Raw genomic sequence first — 17,196 nt, forward strand, 5'->3', positions numbered from 1 at the left:
CCAAACCATCGTCATTCCCGCGAAAGCGGGAACCCAGCGAACAACCGGTGCAACTGGGTTCCCGCTTTCGCGGGAATGACGATGGGAGATAGTCGATGCTCGTCCTGATCGGCATCGCCATCATCATCGCGGGCTTCATGCTCCGCTTCAATCCGCTGCTCGTGATCATGGCCTCGGCGCTCGCGACCGGGATTGCCGCCGGGCTCGACGTCACCGCAATCATTGCGGCGTTCGGCAAGGCGTTCAACGACACCCGCTATGTCTCGATCATCTGGATCGTCCTGCCCGTCATCGGCCTTCTCGAAGCCTATGGCCTGCAACAGCACGCCCGCAGCATCATCGGCCGGATGAAAGGCGCAACGCTCGGGCGCCTGCTCACCGGCTATCTCCTCCTCCGCCAAGCGATGTCGGCGGTCGGCCTGACCTCGGTCGCGGGTCACGCCCAGACCGTCCGCCCGCTCGTCGCCCCGATGGCCGAAGCCGCCGCCGAGGCAAAGAATGACGCCCTCACCGACGACCAGCGCGAAGAGGTCAAGGCCTTCGCCGCCGCCACCGACAACATCGGCCTCTTTTTCGGCGAAGACATCTTCCTCGCCATCGGCTCGATCCTGCTGATGAAGGGCGTCCTCGACGGCTATGGTTATCAGATCGAGCCGCTGCACTTCTCGCTGTGGGCCATCCCGACCGCGCTCGCCGCCTTCCTGATCCACGGCTTCCGCCTCCGTCGTCTCGACCGGCGCATGGCGGCAAAGGTCGAGGCCGCGGCATGATCACCCTCGGCTTCGTCTATGTCCTCGCTGGCCTCACCTTCGCGCTGTTCGCAGTGCTCGGCGCGATGGACCGCAGCAATCCCAAACGCTTCGGCAACGCCGCCTTCTGGGGCCTGCTCGCGCTGTCGATGCTTGCGGGCGACTATCTCGGCGACTTCGGCAACGGCCTGCTAGTCCTCGCGCTCGTCGCCATCGCGGGCACCGGCCAGATCGGCCGCGCCCCCGGCGGCGAGGTTCCCGCCGAGGTGCAAGCCGAGCGCGCCGCGAAACACGGCCCCTTCCTGCTCCTCGTCGCGCTGATCATTCCTGCGGTCGCGATCCTCGGCACATTCTTTTTCAAATGGGTTCCCGGAATTGCCGACCCCAAGCAGGCGACCTTGATCGCGCTCGCCATCGGTATCCTGGTCGCGCTTTCTATAGGCATACTGCACCTCAAGCCGACGCTGTTGCTTCCCGCGCAACAGGGCCGTCGCCTGCTCGACACGGTGGGGTGGGCGGCGATCCTGCCCCAGATGCTCGCCTGTCTCGGCGCGATTTTCGCACTCGCGGGAGTTGGCGAAGTCATAGGTCAGCTCATCAACAGCGTTATTCCCGCGGGCAATATATTCGCAGCCGTCGCCGCTTTCGGGTTCGGCATGGCGTTTTTCACGATATTGACCGGCAACGCCTTCGCCGCCTTCCCGGTGATGCTCGCCGCGGTCGGCATGCCGCTGCTGATCAAGCAATATGGCGGCGACCCCGCGGTCGTCGCGGCGATCGGCATGCTCGCGGGTTTCTGCGGCACGCTGATGACCCCGATGGCGGCGAACTTCAATCTGGTGCCCGCCGCGCTGCTCGAACTCAAGAACCCCTATGGCGTGATCAAGGCGCAGATCGGCACCGCGGTGCCGTTGCTCGCGGTAAACATCGTCTTCATCTGGCTTTTCGCCTTTTAACGCTCAACCAAATTCCGTTCATGTCGAGCGAAGTCGAGATACCGTTAAGGTACGCGCAACCGATGGGTGTCTCGACTTCGCTCGACACGAACGGTTAGAGAGGTTGCATGGAATTGACCCCCGACCACGCCGCCCGCTTCGCGACCGCCACCCTGTCGCACCTCGGCCGCGAATATCCCTACAAGATGGATCTCGTCCTCAACGGCCCCGAGGACGCCAAACCGCCGCGCGAGCATCATCCGATCTTTCACGGCAGCTTCGACTGGCACAGCTGCGTCCACGGTTGGTGGCAGATTCTCCGCCTCGCGCGCCGTTTCCCCGACTTACCAGTCGCCGCCGACATCCGCGGCCGCGCCGACGCCATGCTCGTACCCGACAAGGTCGCGGGCGAGCTGGCCTTCCTCGATCGTCCTTATGCCGCCGCCTTCGAGCGCCCCTACGGCTGGGCCTGGCTGCTCGCGCTCCACGCCGAGGCCGAGCAACACGACGCGCCATGGGCGGCCGCGCTCGAACCGCTCGCCGCCGCCTTCGCCGCACGCTTCCACGCCTTCCTGCCCAAGCTCACCTACCCGCTGCGCGTCGGCACGCATTTCAACATCAGCTTCGCGCTGCTCTTGGCGCGGCACTGGGCCGAAACCCGCGACCCCGCGCTCGTGACCCTCATCGACACCCGCGCCCGCGACTGGTTCGGCAAAGATCGCGACTGTCAGGCGTGGGAGCCCGGCGGTGACGAATTCCTCTCCTCGGCGCTCAGCGAAGCGCATCTCATGACCGCCGTCCTCGGCGCAGATTTCCCCGCCTGGTTCGGCGCCTTCCTGCCCCGCGCAGCACAGGAACAGCCCGCCACCCTCTTCACCCCCGCCACCGTGTCCGACCGCAGCGACGGCAAGATCGCGCATCTCGACGGGCTCAACCTCAGCCGCGCGTGGAACTGGCGCGCCATCGCCGCCACGCTTGGCCCCGCCCACCCCGTCACGCCCGTCGCCGAAGCTGCCGCCCAGCGCCACCTCGCCGCCGCCCTGCCGCACGTCACCGGCGACTATATGGGCGAGCATTGGCTCGCCAGCTTCGCGCTGCTCGCGCTCGACGGCCTTTAGGCCGTCGTTCGGGAAAGAAGCGGGCGGCCTCGCCGATTGACAAGCCCAGCCCTCGCGGCGACAGACGCGGCAGAGGGGAGAAGCTTAGGTGACCGCAAAAATGCTGCGCCCGACATCGTTCGACGTCGCCGAGCGTGCGGGCGTGTCGCAATCGACCGTCTCGCGCGCGCTCCGGGGTAGCCCCGGGGTCAACGCCGAAACCCGCGCCCGCGTCTCGGCCGCCGCGCGTGAGCTTGGCTATGTCGTCGACCGCCACGCCTCGTCGCTTCGCCTGAAAAGCAGCGAGACGATCGCGCTCGTTACCATCTGCCGCCCCGGCGAAGACCGCAGCGCGATCAATCCCTTTTACTTTGCCCTGCTCGGCAGCATCGCCGCCGCGACCTCGGCGCGCGGGTTCAACCTGCTCGTCTCGTTTCAGGAGAGCGAAGCCAATTTCCGCGCCGATTTCGTCGCCAGCGGCCTCGCCGACGCGATGATCGTCATCGGCACCACCAGCAACCGCGCCGCATGGGACTATTTCGCCGCGGCGCAAGCGTCGGGGCTCGACTTCGTGTGCTGGGGCAGTCCGGGCAGCCCGTTCCACTGGATGCGCAGCGAAAATGACGAGGGCGGCCAGCTCGCCGCAGCGCATTTCGTCCAGACCGGCCGCCGCCGCATCGCCTTTGTCGGCCCGCAGCAATCGCCGCAGCGCCAGTTCGACGAACGCCGCGACGGCTTCACCGCGACGCTGGCCGCGCACGGCCTGACCACGATTATCGCCGAGCCCCCCGCCGCCGCCGACCGCCACGCGCAGGGGGTTGCCGCCGTGCACGCACTGCTCGCCGATCACCCCGACACCGATGCGATCTTCGCCGCCAGCGACATGCTCGCGCTCGGTGTGCTGCAAGGACTCAAGGACGCCGGTCGCCGCGTACCGCAGGACGTCGCGCTGATCGGCTTCGACGGCATCCGCGCCGGGACCATGGCCGACCCCGCGCTGACGACACTCGAACCCGATCTCGACGCCGCCGGAGAAGCACTCGTCGCGATGGCGCTCGAGGATGACGAACGCACCCGCAGCGGCACGCGCATCCCGGTGCATCTGGTGGTGCGCGGAACCGCCTGACGGGTCGTGCTGTTTAGGCTATTGTGACCTAACGCACAGAAAAGTAAGAATTCGTTATCCACAGCGCTGCTACCTTCGGGGGCAGAGAGGCGAGCATTTTGTCGGGTCAGTTTTTTATCCAGTTGCTCAATCCGGGCATCGGCCTGTTGTTTGCGGTCGCCTTTTTCCTGCTGTGGCTGAACCGCCGCGACCGCTATGTCGCCTATGCCGTGGGCGCCTATACCGCCTCGGCGATCGCCTTCCTGATCCTCGATGTCGGCCCGGCGCTGCCCTATGAGCTGCATCGCATCCCCGCCAATATCGGTTTTCTAGCCACCGGCGCCCTATTCGCGGCGGCGATTATCCAGCGTTATGGCTTGCCCGTGCCTTGGCGCGCGATGGCGGTGACGAGCACGATTTCGATGGCCTTTTTCCTGTGGTTCCTGCTCGGTCAGCCAAGCATCGGCGGCCGCATATTGTCGATCAGCATCGGCGCCGGCATCATCGCCGCAATGGTTGTCCGCGCGCTATGGCCGCTCAAGAAACGCTATGTGATCGACCGCGTATTGTTCTGGGTTGCGGCGCTGTCTGCGCTCAACCTGATCGTCCGGCCGATCGTCCTGTTGTCGCTTGGCGGCGGTTTCGACAATTATGATGGCTTCCAGCAGTCGGTGTATTGGACCACGGTACAATTCACGCAGGCGATGGTGTCGATCCTCGCCGCGATCAGCCTGATGGTGGCCATCGCCATCGACCAGATCAGCGAACTGCGCCGCCAGGTCGACGACGACAATCTGTCGGGGCTGCTTAACCGCCGCGGGTTCGAGGCAAAGGCCGGATCGGCGCTGCGCCGCTGCCTCGACGATGACCGGCCCGTCGCGCTGGTCATCGCCGACCTCGATCATTTCAAACGCGTCAACGACAGCTATGGCCATGCCGTCGGCGACGCGATCATCGCGGCGTTCGGAGCGCATGTCCGCGCCATCGGTCCCGCCGAAATGGTCGCGGGCCGGATCGGCGGCGAAGAGTTTGCGCTGCTTGTCCCCGGCGCGGGGATCGATGCGGCAAGGCGGCTTGGCGAAGCGATTCGGACCGGGCTGCATGCCGCATGCGGCGACCGCATCCCGGCGGCGCTCGTCCCCACTGCCAGCCTTGGGCTCACCATCGGCGCCCCCGGCACCGGGTTGTCAGCGCTGATGCACGAGGCCGACCAAGCGCTCTACGAAGCCAAACGGACCGGCCGCGACCGCGTCCGCGCCTTCACCCCCAAATCAGTCCGCCTGGTGGCGAACTGACGCAACACCCTTGATCGCGGCTGTGATCACGGCCACTGCAGTAACGGGGCAGGATCGATATTTTGAGCGCGATTTCAACGATAAGGAAAGGACGCCGACCGTGCGGACAATGATTTTGGCGACAATGATGATGACGGTGGCAATGGGTCCGCAGGTCCATGCCAAGGATGCCGCCGCGACTGACCTCAACATCTATGTCGGCAAATATCCGTTCGACGCGGTGAACGGCCACCGCTTCCTCGACCATCCCGCGGTCAAGGCCGCGCTCGTCGCCGCTGTACCCGATGCGAAACAGCGCGCCACGATCGCCTTTGCCGAAAACAGCCTGGGCCTGCCGATCGTCCGCGTCGCGGGCGGGCGGATCCTGATCTGGGGCGGCGAATGGCGCGCCGAAGACCGCTACAACTGGGCGGTGGTGATCGCGCCCGATGGATCAAAGCCCGAGGTCTGCATCTATGATGGGGTCGGATATGGTCAGGATTTCCAGTCGTCGTCGTGGTTCGTCACCCGGCGAGCCGTCGGTGATGAAACAAGGAACTTGCCCGTCCGCGGCCGAGGATTATCCGCCCGCCGAAATCGCCGCGGGGTAAGCGCCGCGTCGGCCTAGCCGCGGATCAGCCGCTCGATAATCGCCTGATGCCGCGGCTTGCCGCTCGCCGCATCGACCGCGGCGACGAAATTGCCGTCGATCCGCATCGCGACATAACCATGGACGACGCTGCTCAGCGCGATGAGCAGCGTCGTCGCATCGTCGCCTTTGCGATCGGGTAGCGCCAGCACATCCTCTTCGACGCTCGCGTACAACCCGTCGACCACCGCGGCGAGGGTGCCGTCGTGCGGATCGAGCATATCCATCCGCCACATCATCCGATACCGGTTCGGGTGCGCCAGCGCATATGCAACATAGGCATTGGCAAAGGCAATGATGCGCGCTGCGGGTGCCGCCGATGCCGCACCCCGCGCCGCTGCGGCGGCGCCGAGCAGATCGCCGAAACATTGAATGGCCAGCGCGGTCAGCAATGCCCGCCGGTCGGCAAAATGATTGGCCGGGGCGGCATGCGATACCCCCGACGCGCGCGCCACGGCGCGGATCGTCACCGCCTCGACGCCATCGCCGTCGAGCAGATCCAGCGCTGTGACGATCAGTAGCTGGCGTAGCGCGCCATGATGTTGGCCTCGTTTCATATGGCATCATTGATAGCGTCAATCGCGCGATGCAAGCCGGATGATGGCGATGGCGGGATGCGCCAGCATCAGCGCAATTGTTACCTCGGGTCATATCATTGATCGCTGTGATCATCGACCACTGTGTGTTGTCGGCATAACACTGTGTCCAGGCAAGCCGAAGCGGGGGTCGCCGCCTGCTTTGATACTTCTGTCACCCCGATTGACCGCAGCATCGCCCGCCACCCGATTTGCGCTCACTGTCAGATTTAATTGACAGTGTCAATTAAGCACCGTTATATTGACATCGTCAATTGGAGTCGCCCTATGCGCCGTATTATTCTTACGCTGGCCCTGATCCCCTTCGGGGTGCTCACCCCGATCCTTGAAATGGGGATGACGCACGTCATCAACCCCGATTGGCCGGGTCACGCCCGGCTGCACGAGGTGTGGCAGCTCCTGACCAACAGTTCGCTGGCAATGCTCTGCCTGTGGCTGATCTGGTGCGGCCGCCAGCTGCGGCTTCCCGCGCTGATCGCCTTCGTCATCTCGCTCGGCTTTCTCGTCGCCTATGCCCTCAGCCCGCTCTACGGCGGCACGATGCGGCACAGCGACGGCAGCGAGATAGCGGTCGGCGGGGTCAATGTGGCGGTGGCCATGATGGTCGTCACCACCATCGCGATCGGCGCCGTGCTCGCCTCGACCTTTCGCACCCCCCGCGCCAGCCAAAATTCATAGACAGCCCGGCGCGGCCGCGCGGTTCACATCGTCAGCACGTTGCCTTTCAAAAGGTGGCCTGGAACTGCCGGGCAATCCGGCGATGCCAAAGTCACTGCGTCGCCGTCGATCGCCGCGAAACCATACAACGATTCTCCGACCCGGTGCCGCGCGACAGCTGATGCCATCCTGGACGGATCGCCGGCCTTGGCGGCACGCCCTGAGCCCGGTTGACGCGCCGCTGCGAAAGGTACAAACCCCCGCCGTCTGACAAAAAAGGGGCGGCTTTTCATGCGCAAACTGGCTATTTTGGGCGCAAGCCTGTTCGTGTTTTCGGTTCAGCCGAGCCTTGCGCAAGACGCCCCCGCGCCCGCCGAAACGCCCGCTGCGGCACCCGCCACCGCATCCGCGCCGACGTCGGCATCGGCGGTCGGCAGCGCGCGCACCGCGCCCGAACGCCGCCTGACCGGCGCCGACCTGTTCGACCTCGCCATCGCATCCGATCCGCAGATCAGCCCCGACGGGCGCCACATCGCTTATGTCCGCCGCGCCAACGACATCATGACCGACAAGGCGGTGAGCAGCATCTGGCTGATCGACACCCAGACCGGCGAAGAAACCCCGGTTGCGGGCCGCGGCGAGCGGCGCCTTTTCGCCGCGCTGGTCGCCCGACGGCAAACGCCTCGCCTTTGCCTCGACCGAAGGCGGCAGCGCGCAGCTCTGGGTGCGCTGGATGAACGGCGGCGAAGCCGTCCGCCTGACCGGCTTGCCGACCAGCCCGTCCAGCCTCGCCTGGTCCCCCGACGGCCGCTCGATCGCTTATACGATGCTGGTCAAGGACGACGGACCGAAATTCGGCAGCGCCCCCGCCAACAAACCCGAAGGCGCGAAATGGGCCGACCCGCTCGAAATCCGCGACCTCCTCACCTACCGTGCCGATGGCGAGGGTTATCTCGAGCCAGGTTTCGAAAAGATCTTCCTTGTGCCCGCAACCGGCGGCTCGCCGCGCCAGCTGACGTTCGGCCCCTATCACGACGGCGGACCGCTCAGCTGGTCGCGCGATGGCCGCACGCTTTATTTCAGCGCCAACCGCAAGCCCGATTGGGAAAGCGATCCGGTCGAGAGCGAGATTTACGCGCTCGACGTGACGGGCGGCGCGGTCACCGCGCTCACCGACCGCAATGGCCCCGATGCCAACCCGATCGTCTCGCCCGACGGCAGCAAGATCGCCTATGTCGGCTTCGACGACGCGCGGCGCGCCTATGAGAATAACCATCTCTATGTGATGAACCGCGACGGCTCGGGTCGCCGCAACCTGACGCAGAATTGGGATTATGGCGTCGACGCGGTCCAGTGGGGCGACGCCGGCCGCGCTCTTTATGTCCAGTACGACGATCATGGCGAAACCCGGATCGCCCGCATCGGCCTCGACGGATCGGTCCGCGACGTCGCCAAGGGACTTTCGGGTGGCGGGCTCGATCGGCCTTACACCGGCGGCAGCTTCACCGTATCCGACGGCGGCGCGATTGCCTTCACCGGCGGCACCGCGACCCGCCCCGCCGAAGTCCAGCTCGCGCGCGGCGGCAGCACTCGCATCCTCACCGACCTCAACCGGTCCTTGCGTGAAGTGAAATCGCTCGGCGAAGTCCGCAAGATCACCGTCGCCTCCAGCCACGACGGCAAGACGATCGAGGGCTGGCTGACCCTGCCCCCCGGCTATGTCGAGGGTCAGCGCGTGCCGCTCATCCTCGAAATCCATGGCGGCCCCTTCACCGCCTATGGTCCCCATTTTTCGACCGACAATCAACTCTATGCCGCGGGAGGCTATGCCGTGCTCTCGGCGAACCCCCGCGGGTCGACCAGCTATGGCGAAGCGTTCGCGAACGAGATCGACAAAGCTTATCCGGGTAATGACTATTTCGACCTGATCAGCATCGTCGACCGTGCGATTGCGCTCGGCGTCGCCGACCCCGACACCTTGTTCGTCACCGGCGGCTCGGGCGGCGGGGTGCTCACTAGCTGGATCGTCGGCAAGACCAACCGCTTCAAGGCCGCGGTCGCGCAAAAGCCGGTGATCAACTGGACGACGCAGGCGCTCACCGCCGACGGCCCCGGCTTTTTCGGCCCCTATTGGCTCGGCGCCGAGCCATGGGAAAAGCCCGAACTTTACTGGTCGCTCTCGCCGCTCTCGCTCGTCGGCAACGTCGAAACCCCCACAATGCTCATCGTCGGCGCCGAGGATTACCGCACCCCGGTCAGCGAATCCGAACAATATTACACCGCGCTTCGCCTGCGCGGCGTCCCCACCGCGCTGATCAAGGTCCCCGGCGCCAGCCACGGCAGCATCGCCGCGCGCCCCTCGCAATCGGCGGCAAAGGCCGCGGCAATCCTCGCCTGGTTCGCCAAATATCGTCAGGGCTGGATCCGCCCCGCCGCGGCGCCGACACCCTGACCGCAGCTGATCGGACCGCGGCTGTGATCGCGATCACCGCCGCGGCGGCGTCAACGCGATAGCGCTATCCCGTTCTGTCTGAACTGGAAAAAACCCATGCGTCGCCCATTCTGTCTTGCCCTGCTCCCGCTGCTCCTGCTCGGCCCCGCCACCGCCGACGCGCGGCTGCTGCCGCTGCATGGCCAGCCGCTCGCTCCTGCCGCGCCGTACCGCGAAACCTGGCGCTACACCTGCAATACCGAACAACAATTGGGGGGCGGCACGATCACCCTCACTCGCCTGTTCACCGACGAAGGCAATCCGGACGGCGGCGATTTCATGCGCTGGAATCCCAAGGGTTATGATCCGCAGAAACCGCAGCGGCCGCTCGACCTTGAGCTGTCCTACATCTGGGAGCCCGCGCGCCAGCCCGCGATCGAGGTGCGCGAGATCGAGGTCAAGCTGCGCGTCGGCACCGACACCGACTTGCCCGAAGTCGCGCTGCTCCAGATCCAGCGCCCGTTTCCGGTCCAGCCGCACGGCATCATCGGCAGCACCGCGCTGTCGACCCAGGTCTTTCCCTATGGGAGCTATGACCTGAAAAACGGCCATGGCGAACTGCCGCTCGGCGACCTGCTCGCCTATGCAGAGGGGTATGACACGCTCGGCTGGAAACTGATCCGGCCGTCGGAGCGGCTGGGCGGTAGCCAGAATCTGGCGCAAGGCACGATCGACATCGCCGCGCTGCGCGAAGCCGTCGCGGCGCTGCCCGCCCTGCGCCGCGCGCTCGCCGCCAAAACCTCGGACCCAAAGGCGCGCTGCACGCGCGTCCTGTGGCCCGACATAACCCGCTATTGATGGCCCGCTTATGACACCCAGCATCATCATCGCCGACGATCACCCGGTGTTCCGCGGCGGGCTGGCGCAGCTCGTCGGCGGCGCCTTCCCCGGCATGGCGCTGCACGAGGCGGGTTCGGTGGCCGAGATGCTCCGCGTCGCCGACCGTCACGAAGCGCCGTGGCTGTTCACCATCGACCTGCTGTTTCCCGGCATGGACCCCGCCGAAACGCTGCCGATGATGCGGCATCGTTTCCCGCGCTCGTCGATTGCGGTCGTCTCGATGCTCGACGACGATGCCACGATCGAGCGGGTGATGGATTGCGGCGCCGATGCCTATATCGCCAAATCGGTGCGTGCCGATCGCATGGTCGCGGGGCTGCGCGCGCTTCACAATGGCGAATTCGTCGTGCTGAAACCCGACCAGCCGTCGATGCAGGCGATGCCGACGCCCCCCGCCGCGCACCCGGCGCTGACCGAACGCCAGGTCGAAGTGCTGACGATGCTCGCGCAAAAGCAGTCGAACAAACAAATCGCGCGCAGCCTGGCGCTGTCGCACTTCACCATCCGCAACCATGTGTCGCAACTGCTGCGCACGATGGGCGCGGCAACGCGGACCGAGCTGGCCGAAAAAGCGCGCCACGCCGGCCTCATCGCCTAGGATCCCGCGCCGTCCGATCTGCCCTATCGCCGCGCCGAACCGCGATATCGGCAACCCAAGGCGGCGGGAACCCTTGTCTCCGGTGAAGCGTAAAAGCGGGGACGACAAGCGATGGAGGCAATATTGATGGATATTCGGCAGGTTACGCTCATGGCTGCGACCGCAATCGCGCTGTCGGGCTGCAACGTCAGCGAAAAGCCCACGATGCCCGATGACAGCGCCGCCTCGCCGGGCGTCACCCGCGAGCCTGTCGCAGCGGCCGAGGACGCGCCGGTCGCAAAAATGCCTGCTCAGGTCGCGATCCAGAGCCAACCCGGACCAGAAGGATCGCAGATCGATCTGTTAAAACTCGCGGTGACAGGCGACATCCTGACTGCAACCTTCCGCTGCTCCAGCTCCGAACAGTTCAACAGCATGTCCTTCCCGATCCCCAAGATCAGCATGATCGACGACGCCACGGCGCAACAGATCAGCATCCTCAAGGACAATGCCGGCGCCTGGCTTGCCTCCAACGTCAGTCCGTCGGGCTATATGGGTTTCGATTGCGGCACCAAGCCCGGGGTTTTCTGGGCCAAATTCCCCGCTCCGCCGGCGACCAGCAAGACGGTGTCGATCAACATCCCCGGCGTCGCCCCGTTCGACGGCGTGCCGATCACGCGATGACGCGGGGGCTGGCCCTGTTGGCGGGCGCCGCGATGCTCACAGCCTGTTCGCCCGGTGATGCCGCGCGGGACCAGGTCGCCGCACAAGACGAAAGCGGCGCAGAGACGGCGACCGCCGCCGCATCCTCGGCCGCCCTGCCCACCGGCACCCGCACCGTCGGCGACGGCATGACCGCACAGGTCAGCGACCTCAAGGGCGACGTCAGCGGTCTCGATGTCCGCATCACCGACCTGGGTACGGTCATCGACCTGCCCGCCGACGCGTTGTTCGAATTCGACAAGGCCGACCTGACCCCCGCCGCAGCGGGCGAGCTGGCCAAGGTCGCCGAACTGATCCGCCCCGCGCCCCCCGGCGCGGTCCAGGTCATCGGCCATACCGACGCCAAGGGCGACGACGCCTATAACCAGCGCCTGTCCGAAGCGCGCGCCAAAACGGTGGCCGACTGGTTCGGACAGCAGGTCGGGGTGCGCCACCGCCAATTCACCATATCGGGCAAAGGCGAAACCGCGCCCGTCGCCCCCAACGAGACCGCCGACGGCAAGGACAATCCCGCCGGCCGCACCAAAAACCGCCGCGTCGAAGTCGTCATCCCGCGCTAGCCGCGGCCCGCGCTGGCGGAAAAAGCGCGCCACGCGGGCCGCATCGCCTGGCGCCAGCCAGCGCCTACCCCGCGCGCCATCAGTCCACCGGCAGATCGTCGCCCGCAAACTCGGCCTCAAGCGCCGCATCCTTCGCGCGGAACGCGGCGAGGCGTTCCAGCGCCGCGCCGCTCGCCCGCGCGCCGCAGCGCATGCATTCGCCGGTCGCCGCCTCCTCCTCGCGCTCCTGGATGCGCGCGGCCGCCCGTACCGCATCCAGCTTGGTGCGCAGCCGTTGCCGCGCGCTGCCCGGATAGAAATATTTGACCGCGTCGATATCGAACCGCCAGCCCTGCCGATATTCTTCGGTCGTAATCGTCGTCTCGGCGTCGATGCGCGCCGTTTCCGCCGCGGCCTCCGCCGCCGCGCCTTCGACCAGCTCGCCGCGCTTGATCAGCAGCGCGAGCAGCGCATCTGACGGCACGATCCGCCGCTCGACCTCACGCCCATCGCGGAACACCACCATCTCGCGCCCCTCGACCGCGCGTTGATACGCCACCGCCTCCAGCCCGCGCAACGCCTTGGCCAGCGCCTCGACGCACGCCCGGTCAAAGGCTGCGAACAATTTGCGCGATCGATTGACCGACGTCCGGCTGACCCCCGCCACCCGCGCCGCATCGCTGACGCACCCGGTCTTTGCCAGCACCGCCAGAAACACCCGCGTTCGCGCCGCGGTAAACCCGTCCTCGCGCACCCGTAGCCCCGGCATGAAGGGATTCACTTTGCTCCGCCCCTCCGCTTTAGGGCAGGGGCGGCGAGCCCCGGACCTGATCCGGGGCGTAGCGGGGTGGGCATCCGCGTCGCGACGCAATACCGCCTTCTCCCCAACCGTCCCGAACGCTTCCTGCTCCACCAAACGCCCCATAACTCCATCTCCCGAATCACTTTGGAATGAATAAAGACGATTTAGAACCTATTTGGTTATGTAGGAAAGCAGAAAATTGCCCCGCGCCGTCCCTGCCGCCGCGTTAACCGCGTCTGCCAATATCCTGTTGCGGTTCAGAGACTTAAGACCGCGGCCGGGACCGACGCGCAAGACACAGGGGGGACAACCATGACCAGAAGCAATCTGCGCACCGACCAGCGCGGCGCCACCGCGATCGAATATGGCCTGATCGCCGCGCTGATCGCGCTCGCCTGCCTCATCGCCTTCCAGACGCTCGGCCTCAACCTCGCCAACATCTTCACGACGATAAACGATGCGCTGAATTAGAGGCGCCGCGCGCACTGCTCCCTCAAAGAAATCGTCATCCCGGACCTGATCCGGGATCCATGCGGCGATGGTGGAGTGGACGCCGGGTCGAGCCCGGCGTGACGAGAGAGAATAAAGCCGCGCTACTTCTTCACCACCCGCGCCACGACCTTGATCTCGACCACCGCCGTCGGCTCGTAAAGCCGAGACACGCCGATCGCGGTCCACGCCGGAAAGGGCGCCTTCACATGGCGGTTCTTGACCGCGGCAAAGCCGTCGATGTGCGCGGCCAGGTCGGTGTGAAAGGTGGTGATGTCAACCACATCGTCCCAGCCCGCGCCCGCGCGCGCCAGCGTCGCGGCGATCTGCGCAAAGGCGCGCTCATATCCCGGCGCCAGATCGCTCTCCCCCTTCGCCGGCCCCGCGACCACCCCCGACAGGTAGATGGTGTCGCCCGCAATCACCGCTGTCGCATAGCCGACCGCCTCCTGAAACGCCCGCGCCTCGGGATTTTCGGGCATCAGGACGTTGGCGGGATCGCGGGCGGTGGCGGTAGAGGGCAAAAGCCCTGCAGCCAAGATGGTGATGACGCGCGCCGCTCGTTTAATCAGCATAACGCCCCCCTCTTCCCGATCACAGGGGAGGAACGTGACAGCTGGCGGAGAGAGTAGCAAGCCTACTCTGTGCGGCAGGAAAATCGGCAGATTAGGGGTTGCTCTACCTGTCAACGTAATTCCTAAATCCAAGAAGGAAAGGCTCGGAAGGTTCGATCCCGATCGCCATTTTTCGAATGAATTGTACCTTTGCACCTTGTCACAACGGCCAGTATCGACGAACGATGAATGCCGACCCGAAATTTGGAACATCCGTGGGCCGCCAAGCTGGGGCCGTTAACGACATGCATTTAGGAAAAGCCATGCACGGCTTGACGCTCGAAAGCCCCCCAAATGAAGCTTTCTCGCTAGTCGCCTCGACTGCAGAGGACGATTACACGCGGGCGGTAGGCATCGCCCATCGCCGAGAGTACGGGCAATTTTTTACGCCACCCAAGCTCGCACAGCTAATGGCCGATTGGGTGATGGGGATCAATCCATTGACGGTGCTGGATCCCGCTTTCGGCACCGGGATACTGACGGCCGCCTGCATGGAAAAAGACACGAACGCCTCATTTCTCGGCTACGAAAAGGATCCAGTAATCCTTCAACATGCGCGACAATGCGGACGACAGCTGTCCTTGAAACAGGAGGATTTTCTATCGGCCGAAATCGAATGCCATTTCGACGCCGTTGTCATGAATCCACCCTATATCCGGCATCGCGAGATAACAGGATATGAAGAGGAGCGCGCGATGATCGGCGCGATGTCGGGCATTTCGATTCCGAAATCAGCCAATCTCTACATTTATTTCGCAGTGAAATCGCTAGCCCTTCTTGAACCCGGAGGGCGAGCTGCGATTCTGATCCCGGGAGAATGGATGAGCGCCAATTTTTCGGGTTCCTTCAAGAGGTTTCTATTGGAAAGTCGCTTGTTGAAGCAGGCAATTTTGTTTTCAAATTGTTCGAACGTTTTCGATGACGCGCTTACAACGGCCAGCGTACTTCTATGCGAAAAGTGATGGAAAGCCACATCGTGACCGGGTGGCATTTGCAGGGTGTAGATTTCGCGACAGCTCCTGCTACCTTGGCCGAGCTCGCGTCACGCTTCATCAGCATGCCTCTTCAGTCCAGCACGCTAATCCGCGCGGGAAAATGGGAGCCCCTTTTTCGCGGCCATGTCGCGCACGAGCGGAACGGGTGGGTGACATTATCGACGCTTGCGAAAACACGGCGCGGAATTGCGACAGGGGCTAATGATTTTTTCTTGATCAATGCCAGCGAAGCCAAGGCGCGAAACATCCGGCCCGTCATGCTGCTTCCCTGCGTCGGCCGCGCCGCCAATGTTTCCGGGCACGTTTTTTCTCGTTCCGACTACGACGCGCTGGTTCAAGCCGACGCCAAATGCCTTTTGCTAAACATAGTCGGCGCGCCGACCGAGGCAGAGGTGGCCTATTTAGCATTGGGCGAACGCCAGGGCCTTCGCGACCGCTATCTTTTGGCCAATCGCCAACCCTGGTATTCGATGGAGCAGCGAAATCCGGCTCCCATCTGGGCGGCCGTTTTCGGTCGTGGGGACTTGGGCTTTGTGTACAACGAGGCCGGGGTGCGCAGCCTGACCAATTTCCACTGCGTTTATCCCGACAGCGAAGACCCGCTCATGGCCCGGGCGTTGACTGCAGCGCTGAACTCCACACCGGTACAAGAAGGCGCGCGCGCGCACATTCGTGGATACGGCGGTGGCTTGATGAAATTCGAGCCGAACGACCTCAAATCCATATCGGTTCCGAACCTTGCCGTTGCACGCCAACAAACCGTCAGAAGGCTAAGCGAACTTTTGAACCAGCTCGATGAGCACAAAAGACTGCCCGCGAATTCGGAGATTCGATGCCAGATCGATGAGCTTGTAATCACTGCTGGTGAGGAAGCGGCGGCGCGTCCGACAAAGCTATTGTAACAGCTGCTCAACCAACTGGATATCGACCTCGACATTCCCACCTGTCGGCCTCGCGAAAATGTCATGGCGTCCGTTCAATGTGACATTGTGGACAACGTCGAATTCGGCGGGAATCGTGACTGAACCGATTTTCTTACCCATGCTGATGGGTATCATGATCGTCGTCTTTGCCGACCGCTTGTGCTTTTCGACGCGAAGCTTTTCACCAGACCCGATATATCGCAATATTTCGATGAAACTTAAACCGTGAATCTCATCAAAAAACACCTGCACATAGGCTTGCGGCTTATTGTTTAGGCGATTCCACAGATATACCTTCACCAAATCTTCCACTTTTACGGTGATATTTGGCTCCAAGCTTGAAGGCTTTTTCCCCGCTTTGAGTCGCTCATTCTGATATTTTCGATATTGATCAGCATTCAATCGGCTTGATCTGATCTCCAGGCCGCCCAAGCTTTTCGCTACCAAGGATTTTGAATTTTCGACAGTCAACTCGGTGGAATCGAGGTCAGCCTTCACATCCGCTGGCAGAATCAGCAAATCTGACCGTTTCCCTTCGATACAGGTTTGCTTGATGCCCGCGATATAGGCGTCCCTAAATCCTTCGTCCTCAGCAAATAATTTGCTGTTTGCGCCATAGTGAACCGCCCTTATCCCGCCGCCTTGGCGATTTATGGCGTCACACACGGAATTTTCGGCCCAATCGCCCAGCGCTTGCTCCGCCTGAAATTTGGAGTCGCTTTGAGATGGCGGATAAAATCGCTCTGGGATTTCCAAGACATCATTGAAGTTCAGATATTTTTGTTCGACTCCCAATTTTTTGAGGACCGGGATAATCGCAGCGGCGGCCTCTTGGAGTTGCCCTAGGTAACTCGTCATGCCGCTACCAAGCTCGCAACCGTTGTTTTTAAACCGATTGCAAGCTTTTCGAGTGAAGATATGGTGAGATTCTTCTCAGCTCTTTCAACGGCGCCGACATAGGTGCGATGGAGACCGGCTCTCTCGGCGAGTTCTTCTTGCGATATGCCGAGTGTGTGTCGGCGTAATCGAACATTACGCGCTATTATTTCCAATGTGGTCTGCGTCATGGCCCATATCGAACGCAGGCAACGCCAAAGCGCTACATCCTAAAGGTAGCAATCCTCTACTTTTGGTAGGCACC

Annotated in this window: 21 protein-coding genes; 15 read left to right on the forward strand and 6 right to left on the reverse strand. The window is 63.7% G+C overall.

Annotated features, from left to right (window positions below):
- Positions 1 to 95 precede the first annotated feature (95 nt).
- From ACQY6T_RS11570 to ACQY6T_RS11595, 6 genes are all read left to right on the forward strand, one after another.
- Positions 96 to 770, forward strand: coding sequence for a DUF969 domain-containing protein (locus ACQY6T_RS11570; RefSeq protein ID WP_428630936.1), 675 nt, complete (start codon positions 96 to 98; stop codon positions 768 to 770).
- Entirely contained in the window at positions 767 to 1,705 is a 939-nt protein-coding gene (locus ACQY6T_RS11575) for a DUF979 domain-containing protein (RefSeq protein ID WP_428630937.1), read from the forward strand. The genes ACQY6T_RS11570 and ACQY6T_RS11575 overlap by 4 nt, the downstream gene beginning before the upstream one ends.
- Before the next feature lie 107 nt (positions 1,706 to 1,812).
- Entirely contained in the window at positions 1,813 to 2,802 is a 990-nt protein-coding gene (locus ACQY6T_RS11580; protein WP_428630938.1) for a DUF2891 domain-containing protein, read from the forward strand.
- A gap of 88 nt (positions 2,803 to 2,890) precedes the next feature.
- Positions 2,891 to 3,907: a LacI family DNA-binding transcriptional regulator gene (locus ACQY6T_RS11585; protein ID WP_428630939.1), complete on the forward strand. Its 1,017-nt coding sequence runs from the start codon at positions 2,891 to 2,893 to the stop codon at positions 3,905 to 3,907.
- Positions 3,908 to 4,005: 98 nt separating this feature from the next.
- On the forward strand, positions 4,006 to 5,181 hold the full coding sequence (locus ACQY6T_RS11590; protein ID WP_428630940.1) for a GGDEF domain-containing protein: 1,176 nt from the start codon (positions 4,006 to 4,008) through the stop codon (positions 5,179 to 5,181).
- Positions 5,182 to 5,290: 109 nt separating this feature from the next.
- Positions 5,291 to 5,788, forward strand: a complete 498-nt coding sequence (locus ACQY6T_RS11595) for a hypothetical protein (protein WP_428630941.1) — start codon at positions 5,291 to 5,293, stop codon at positions 5,786 to 5,788.
- Here ACQY6T_RS11595 and ACQY6T_RS11600 read toward each other — a convergent pair.
- A complete protein-coding gene (locus ACQY6T_RS11600) occupies positions 5,785 to 6,366 on the reverse strand; it encodes a TetR/AcrR family transcriptional regulator (protein ID WP_428630942.1) in 582 nt (193 codons plus the stop codon). The genes ACQY6T_RS11595 and ACQY6T_RS11600 overlap by 4 nt on opposite strands.
- Before the next feature lie 306 nt (positions 6,367 to 6,672).
- Between ACQY6T_RS11600 and ACQY6T_RS11605 the strand changes: the two genes are divergently transcribed.
- Complete coding sequence (locus ACQY6T_RS11605) at positions 6,673 to 7,083, forward strand: hypothetical protein (RefSeq protein ID WP_428630943.1); 411 nt, start codon at positions 6,673 to 6,675, stop codon at positions 7,081 to 7,083.
- Positions 7,084 to 7,400: 317 nt separating this feature from the next.
- Here the strand turns inward: ACQY6T_RS11605 and ACQY6T_RS11610 are convergent, their stop codons facing one another.
- A complete protein-coding gene (locus ACQY6T_RS11610; protein WP_428630944.1) occupies positions 7,401 to 7,595 on the reverse strand; it encodes a hypothetical protein in 195 nt (64 codons plus the stop codon).
- Between the two features lie 92 nt (positions 7,596 to 7,687).
- Between ACQY6T_RS11610 and ACQY6T_RS11615 the strand changes: the two genes are divergently transcribed.
- The 5 genes from ACQY6T_RS11615 (at position 7,688) to ACQY6T_RS11635 (ending at position 12,253) form a co-directional block, all read left to right on the forward strand.
- On the forward strand, positions 7,688 to 9,514 hold the full coding sequence (locus tag ACQY6T_RS11615; protein ID WP_428630945.1) for a S9 family peptidase: 1,827 nt from the start codon (positions 7,688 to 7,690) through the stop codon (positions 9,512 to 9,514).
- A gap of 96 nt (positions 9,515 to 9,610) precedes the next feature.
- Positions 9,611 to 10,351, forward strand: coding sequence for a hypothetical protein (locus tag ACQY6T_RS11620; RefSeq protein ID WP_428630946.1), 741 nt, complete (start codon positions 9,611 to 9,613; stop codon positions 10,349 to 10,351).
- A 10-nt stretch (positions 10,352 to 10,361) separates the two neighbouring features.
- A complete protein-coding gene (locus tag ACQY6T_RS11625; RefSeq protein ID WP_428630947.1) occupies positions 10,362 to 10,991 on the forward strand; it encodes a LuxR C-terminal-related transcriptional regulator in 630 nt (209 codons plus the stop codon).
- Positions 10,992 to 11,141: 150 nt separating this feature from the next.
- Positions 11,142 to 11,654 (forward strand): hypothetical protein, encoded by a 513-nt coding sequence (locus ACQY6T_RS11630; protein WP_428630948.1) that lies wholly within the window; start codon positions 11,142 to 11,144, stop codon positions 11,652 to 11,654.
- The gene (locus ACQY6T_RS11635; protein ID WP_428630949.1) at positions 11,651 to 12,253 is read left to right on the forward strand and encodes an OmpA family protein; all 603 of its coding nucleotides are present in this window, start codon (positions 11,651 to 11,653) and stop codon (positions 12,251 to 12,253) included. Before ACQY6T_RS11630 ends, ACQY6T_RS11635 begins: the two co-directional genes overlap by 4 nt.
- Before the next feature lie 79 nt (positions 12,254 to 12,332).
- On the opposite strand, the gene ACQY6T_RS11640 is transcribed toward ACQY6T_RS11635, so the two are convergent.
- Positions 12,333 to 13,013: a hypothetical protein gene (locus ACQY6T_RS11640; RefSeq protein WP_428630950.1), complete on the reverse strand. Its 681-nt coding sequence runs from the start codon at positions 13,011 to 13,013 to the stop codon at positions 12,333 to 12,335.
- A 333-nt stretch (positions 13,014 to 13,346) separates the two neighbouring features.
- Between ACQY6T_RS11640 and ACQY6T_RS11645 the strand changes: the two genes are divergently transcribed.
- The gene (locus ACQY6T_RS11645; protein ID WP_428630951.1) at positions 13,347 to 13,505 is read left to right on the forward strand and encodes a Flp family type IVb pilin; all 159 of its coding nucleotides are present in this window, start codon (positions 13,347 to 13,349) and stop codon (positions 13,503 to 13,505) included.
- A 122-nt stretch (positions 13,506 to 13,627) separates the two neighbouring features.
- Here the strand turns inward: ACQY6T_RS11645 and ACQY6T_RS11650 are convergent, their stop codons facing one another.
- Positions 13,628 to 14,098, reverse strand: a complete 471-nt coding sequence (locus ACQY6T_RS11650) for a RidA family protein (RefSeq protein ID WP_428630952.1) — start codon at positions 14,096 to 14,098, stop codon at positions 13,628 to 13,630.
- Positions 14,099 to 14,322: 224 nt separating this feature from the next.
- On the opposite strand from ACQY6T_RS11650, the gene ACQY6T_RS11655 reads away from it, so the two are divergent.
- Positions 14,323 to 15,099: an HsdM family class I SAM-dependent methyltransferase gene (locus ACQY6T_RS11655; protein ID WP_428630953.1), complete on the forward strand. Its 777-nt coding sequence runs from the start codon at positions 14,323 to 14,325 to the stop codon at positions 15,097 to 15,099.
- On the forward strand, positions 15,087 to 16,034 hold the full coding sequence (locus tag ACQY6T_RS11660; RefSeq protein ID WP_428630954.1) for a hypothetical protein: 948 nt from the start codon (positions 15,087 to 15,089) through the stop codon (positions 16,032 to 16,034). The genes ACQY6T_RS11655 and ACQY6T_RS11660 overlap by 13 nt, the downstream gene beginning before the upstream one ends.
- Here ACQY6T_RS11660 and ACQY6T_RS11665 read toward each other — a convergent pair.
- Positions 16,026 to 16,913 (reverse strand): AccI family restriction endonuclease, encoded by an 888-nt coding sequence (locus tag ACQY6T_RS11665; RefSeq protein ID WP_428630955.1) that lies wholly within the window; start codon positions 16,911 to 16,913, stop codon positions 16,026 to 16,028. The genes ACQY6T_RS11660 and ACQY6T_RS11665 overlap by 9 nt on opposite strands.
- Positions 16,910 to 17,122 (reverse strand): helix-turn-helix domain-containing protein, encoded by a 213-nt coding sequence (locus ACQY6T_RS11670; RefSeq protein ID WP_428630956.1) that lies wholly within the window; start codon positions 17,120 to 17,122, stop codon positions 16,910 to 16,912. Before ACQY6T_RS11670 ends, ACQY6T_RS11665 begins: the two co-directional genes overlap by 4 nt.
- Positions 17,123 to 17,196 lie beyond the last annotated feature (74 nt).

This window comes from Sphingopyxis sp. (genome assembly GCF_965279725.1).
In the GTDB taxonomy this organism is placed as follows: domain Bacteria; phylum Pseudomonadota; class Alphaproteobacteria; order Sphingomonadales; family Sphingomonadaceae; genus Sphingopyxis.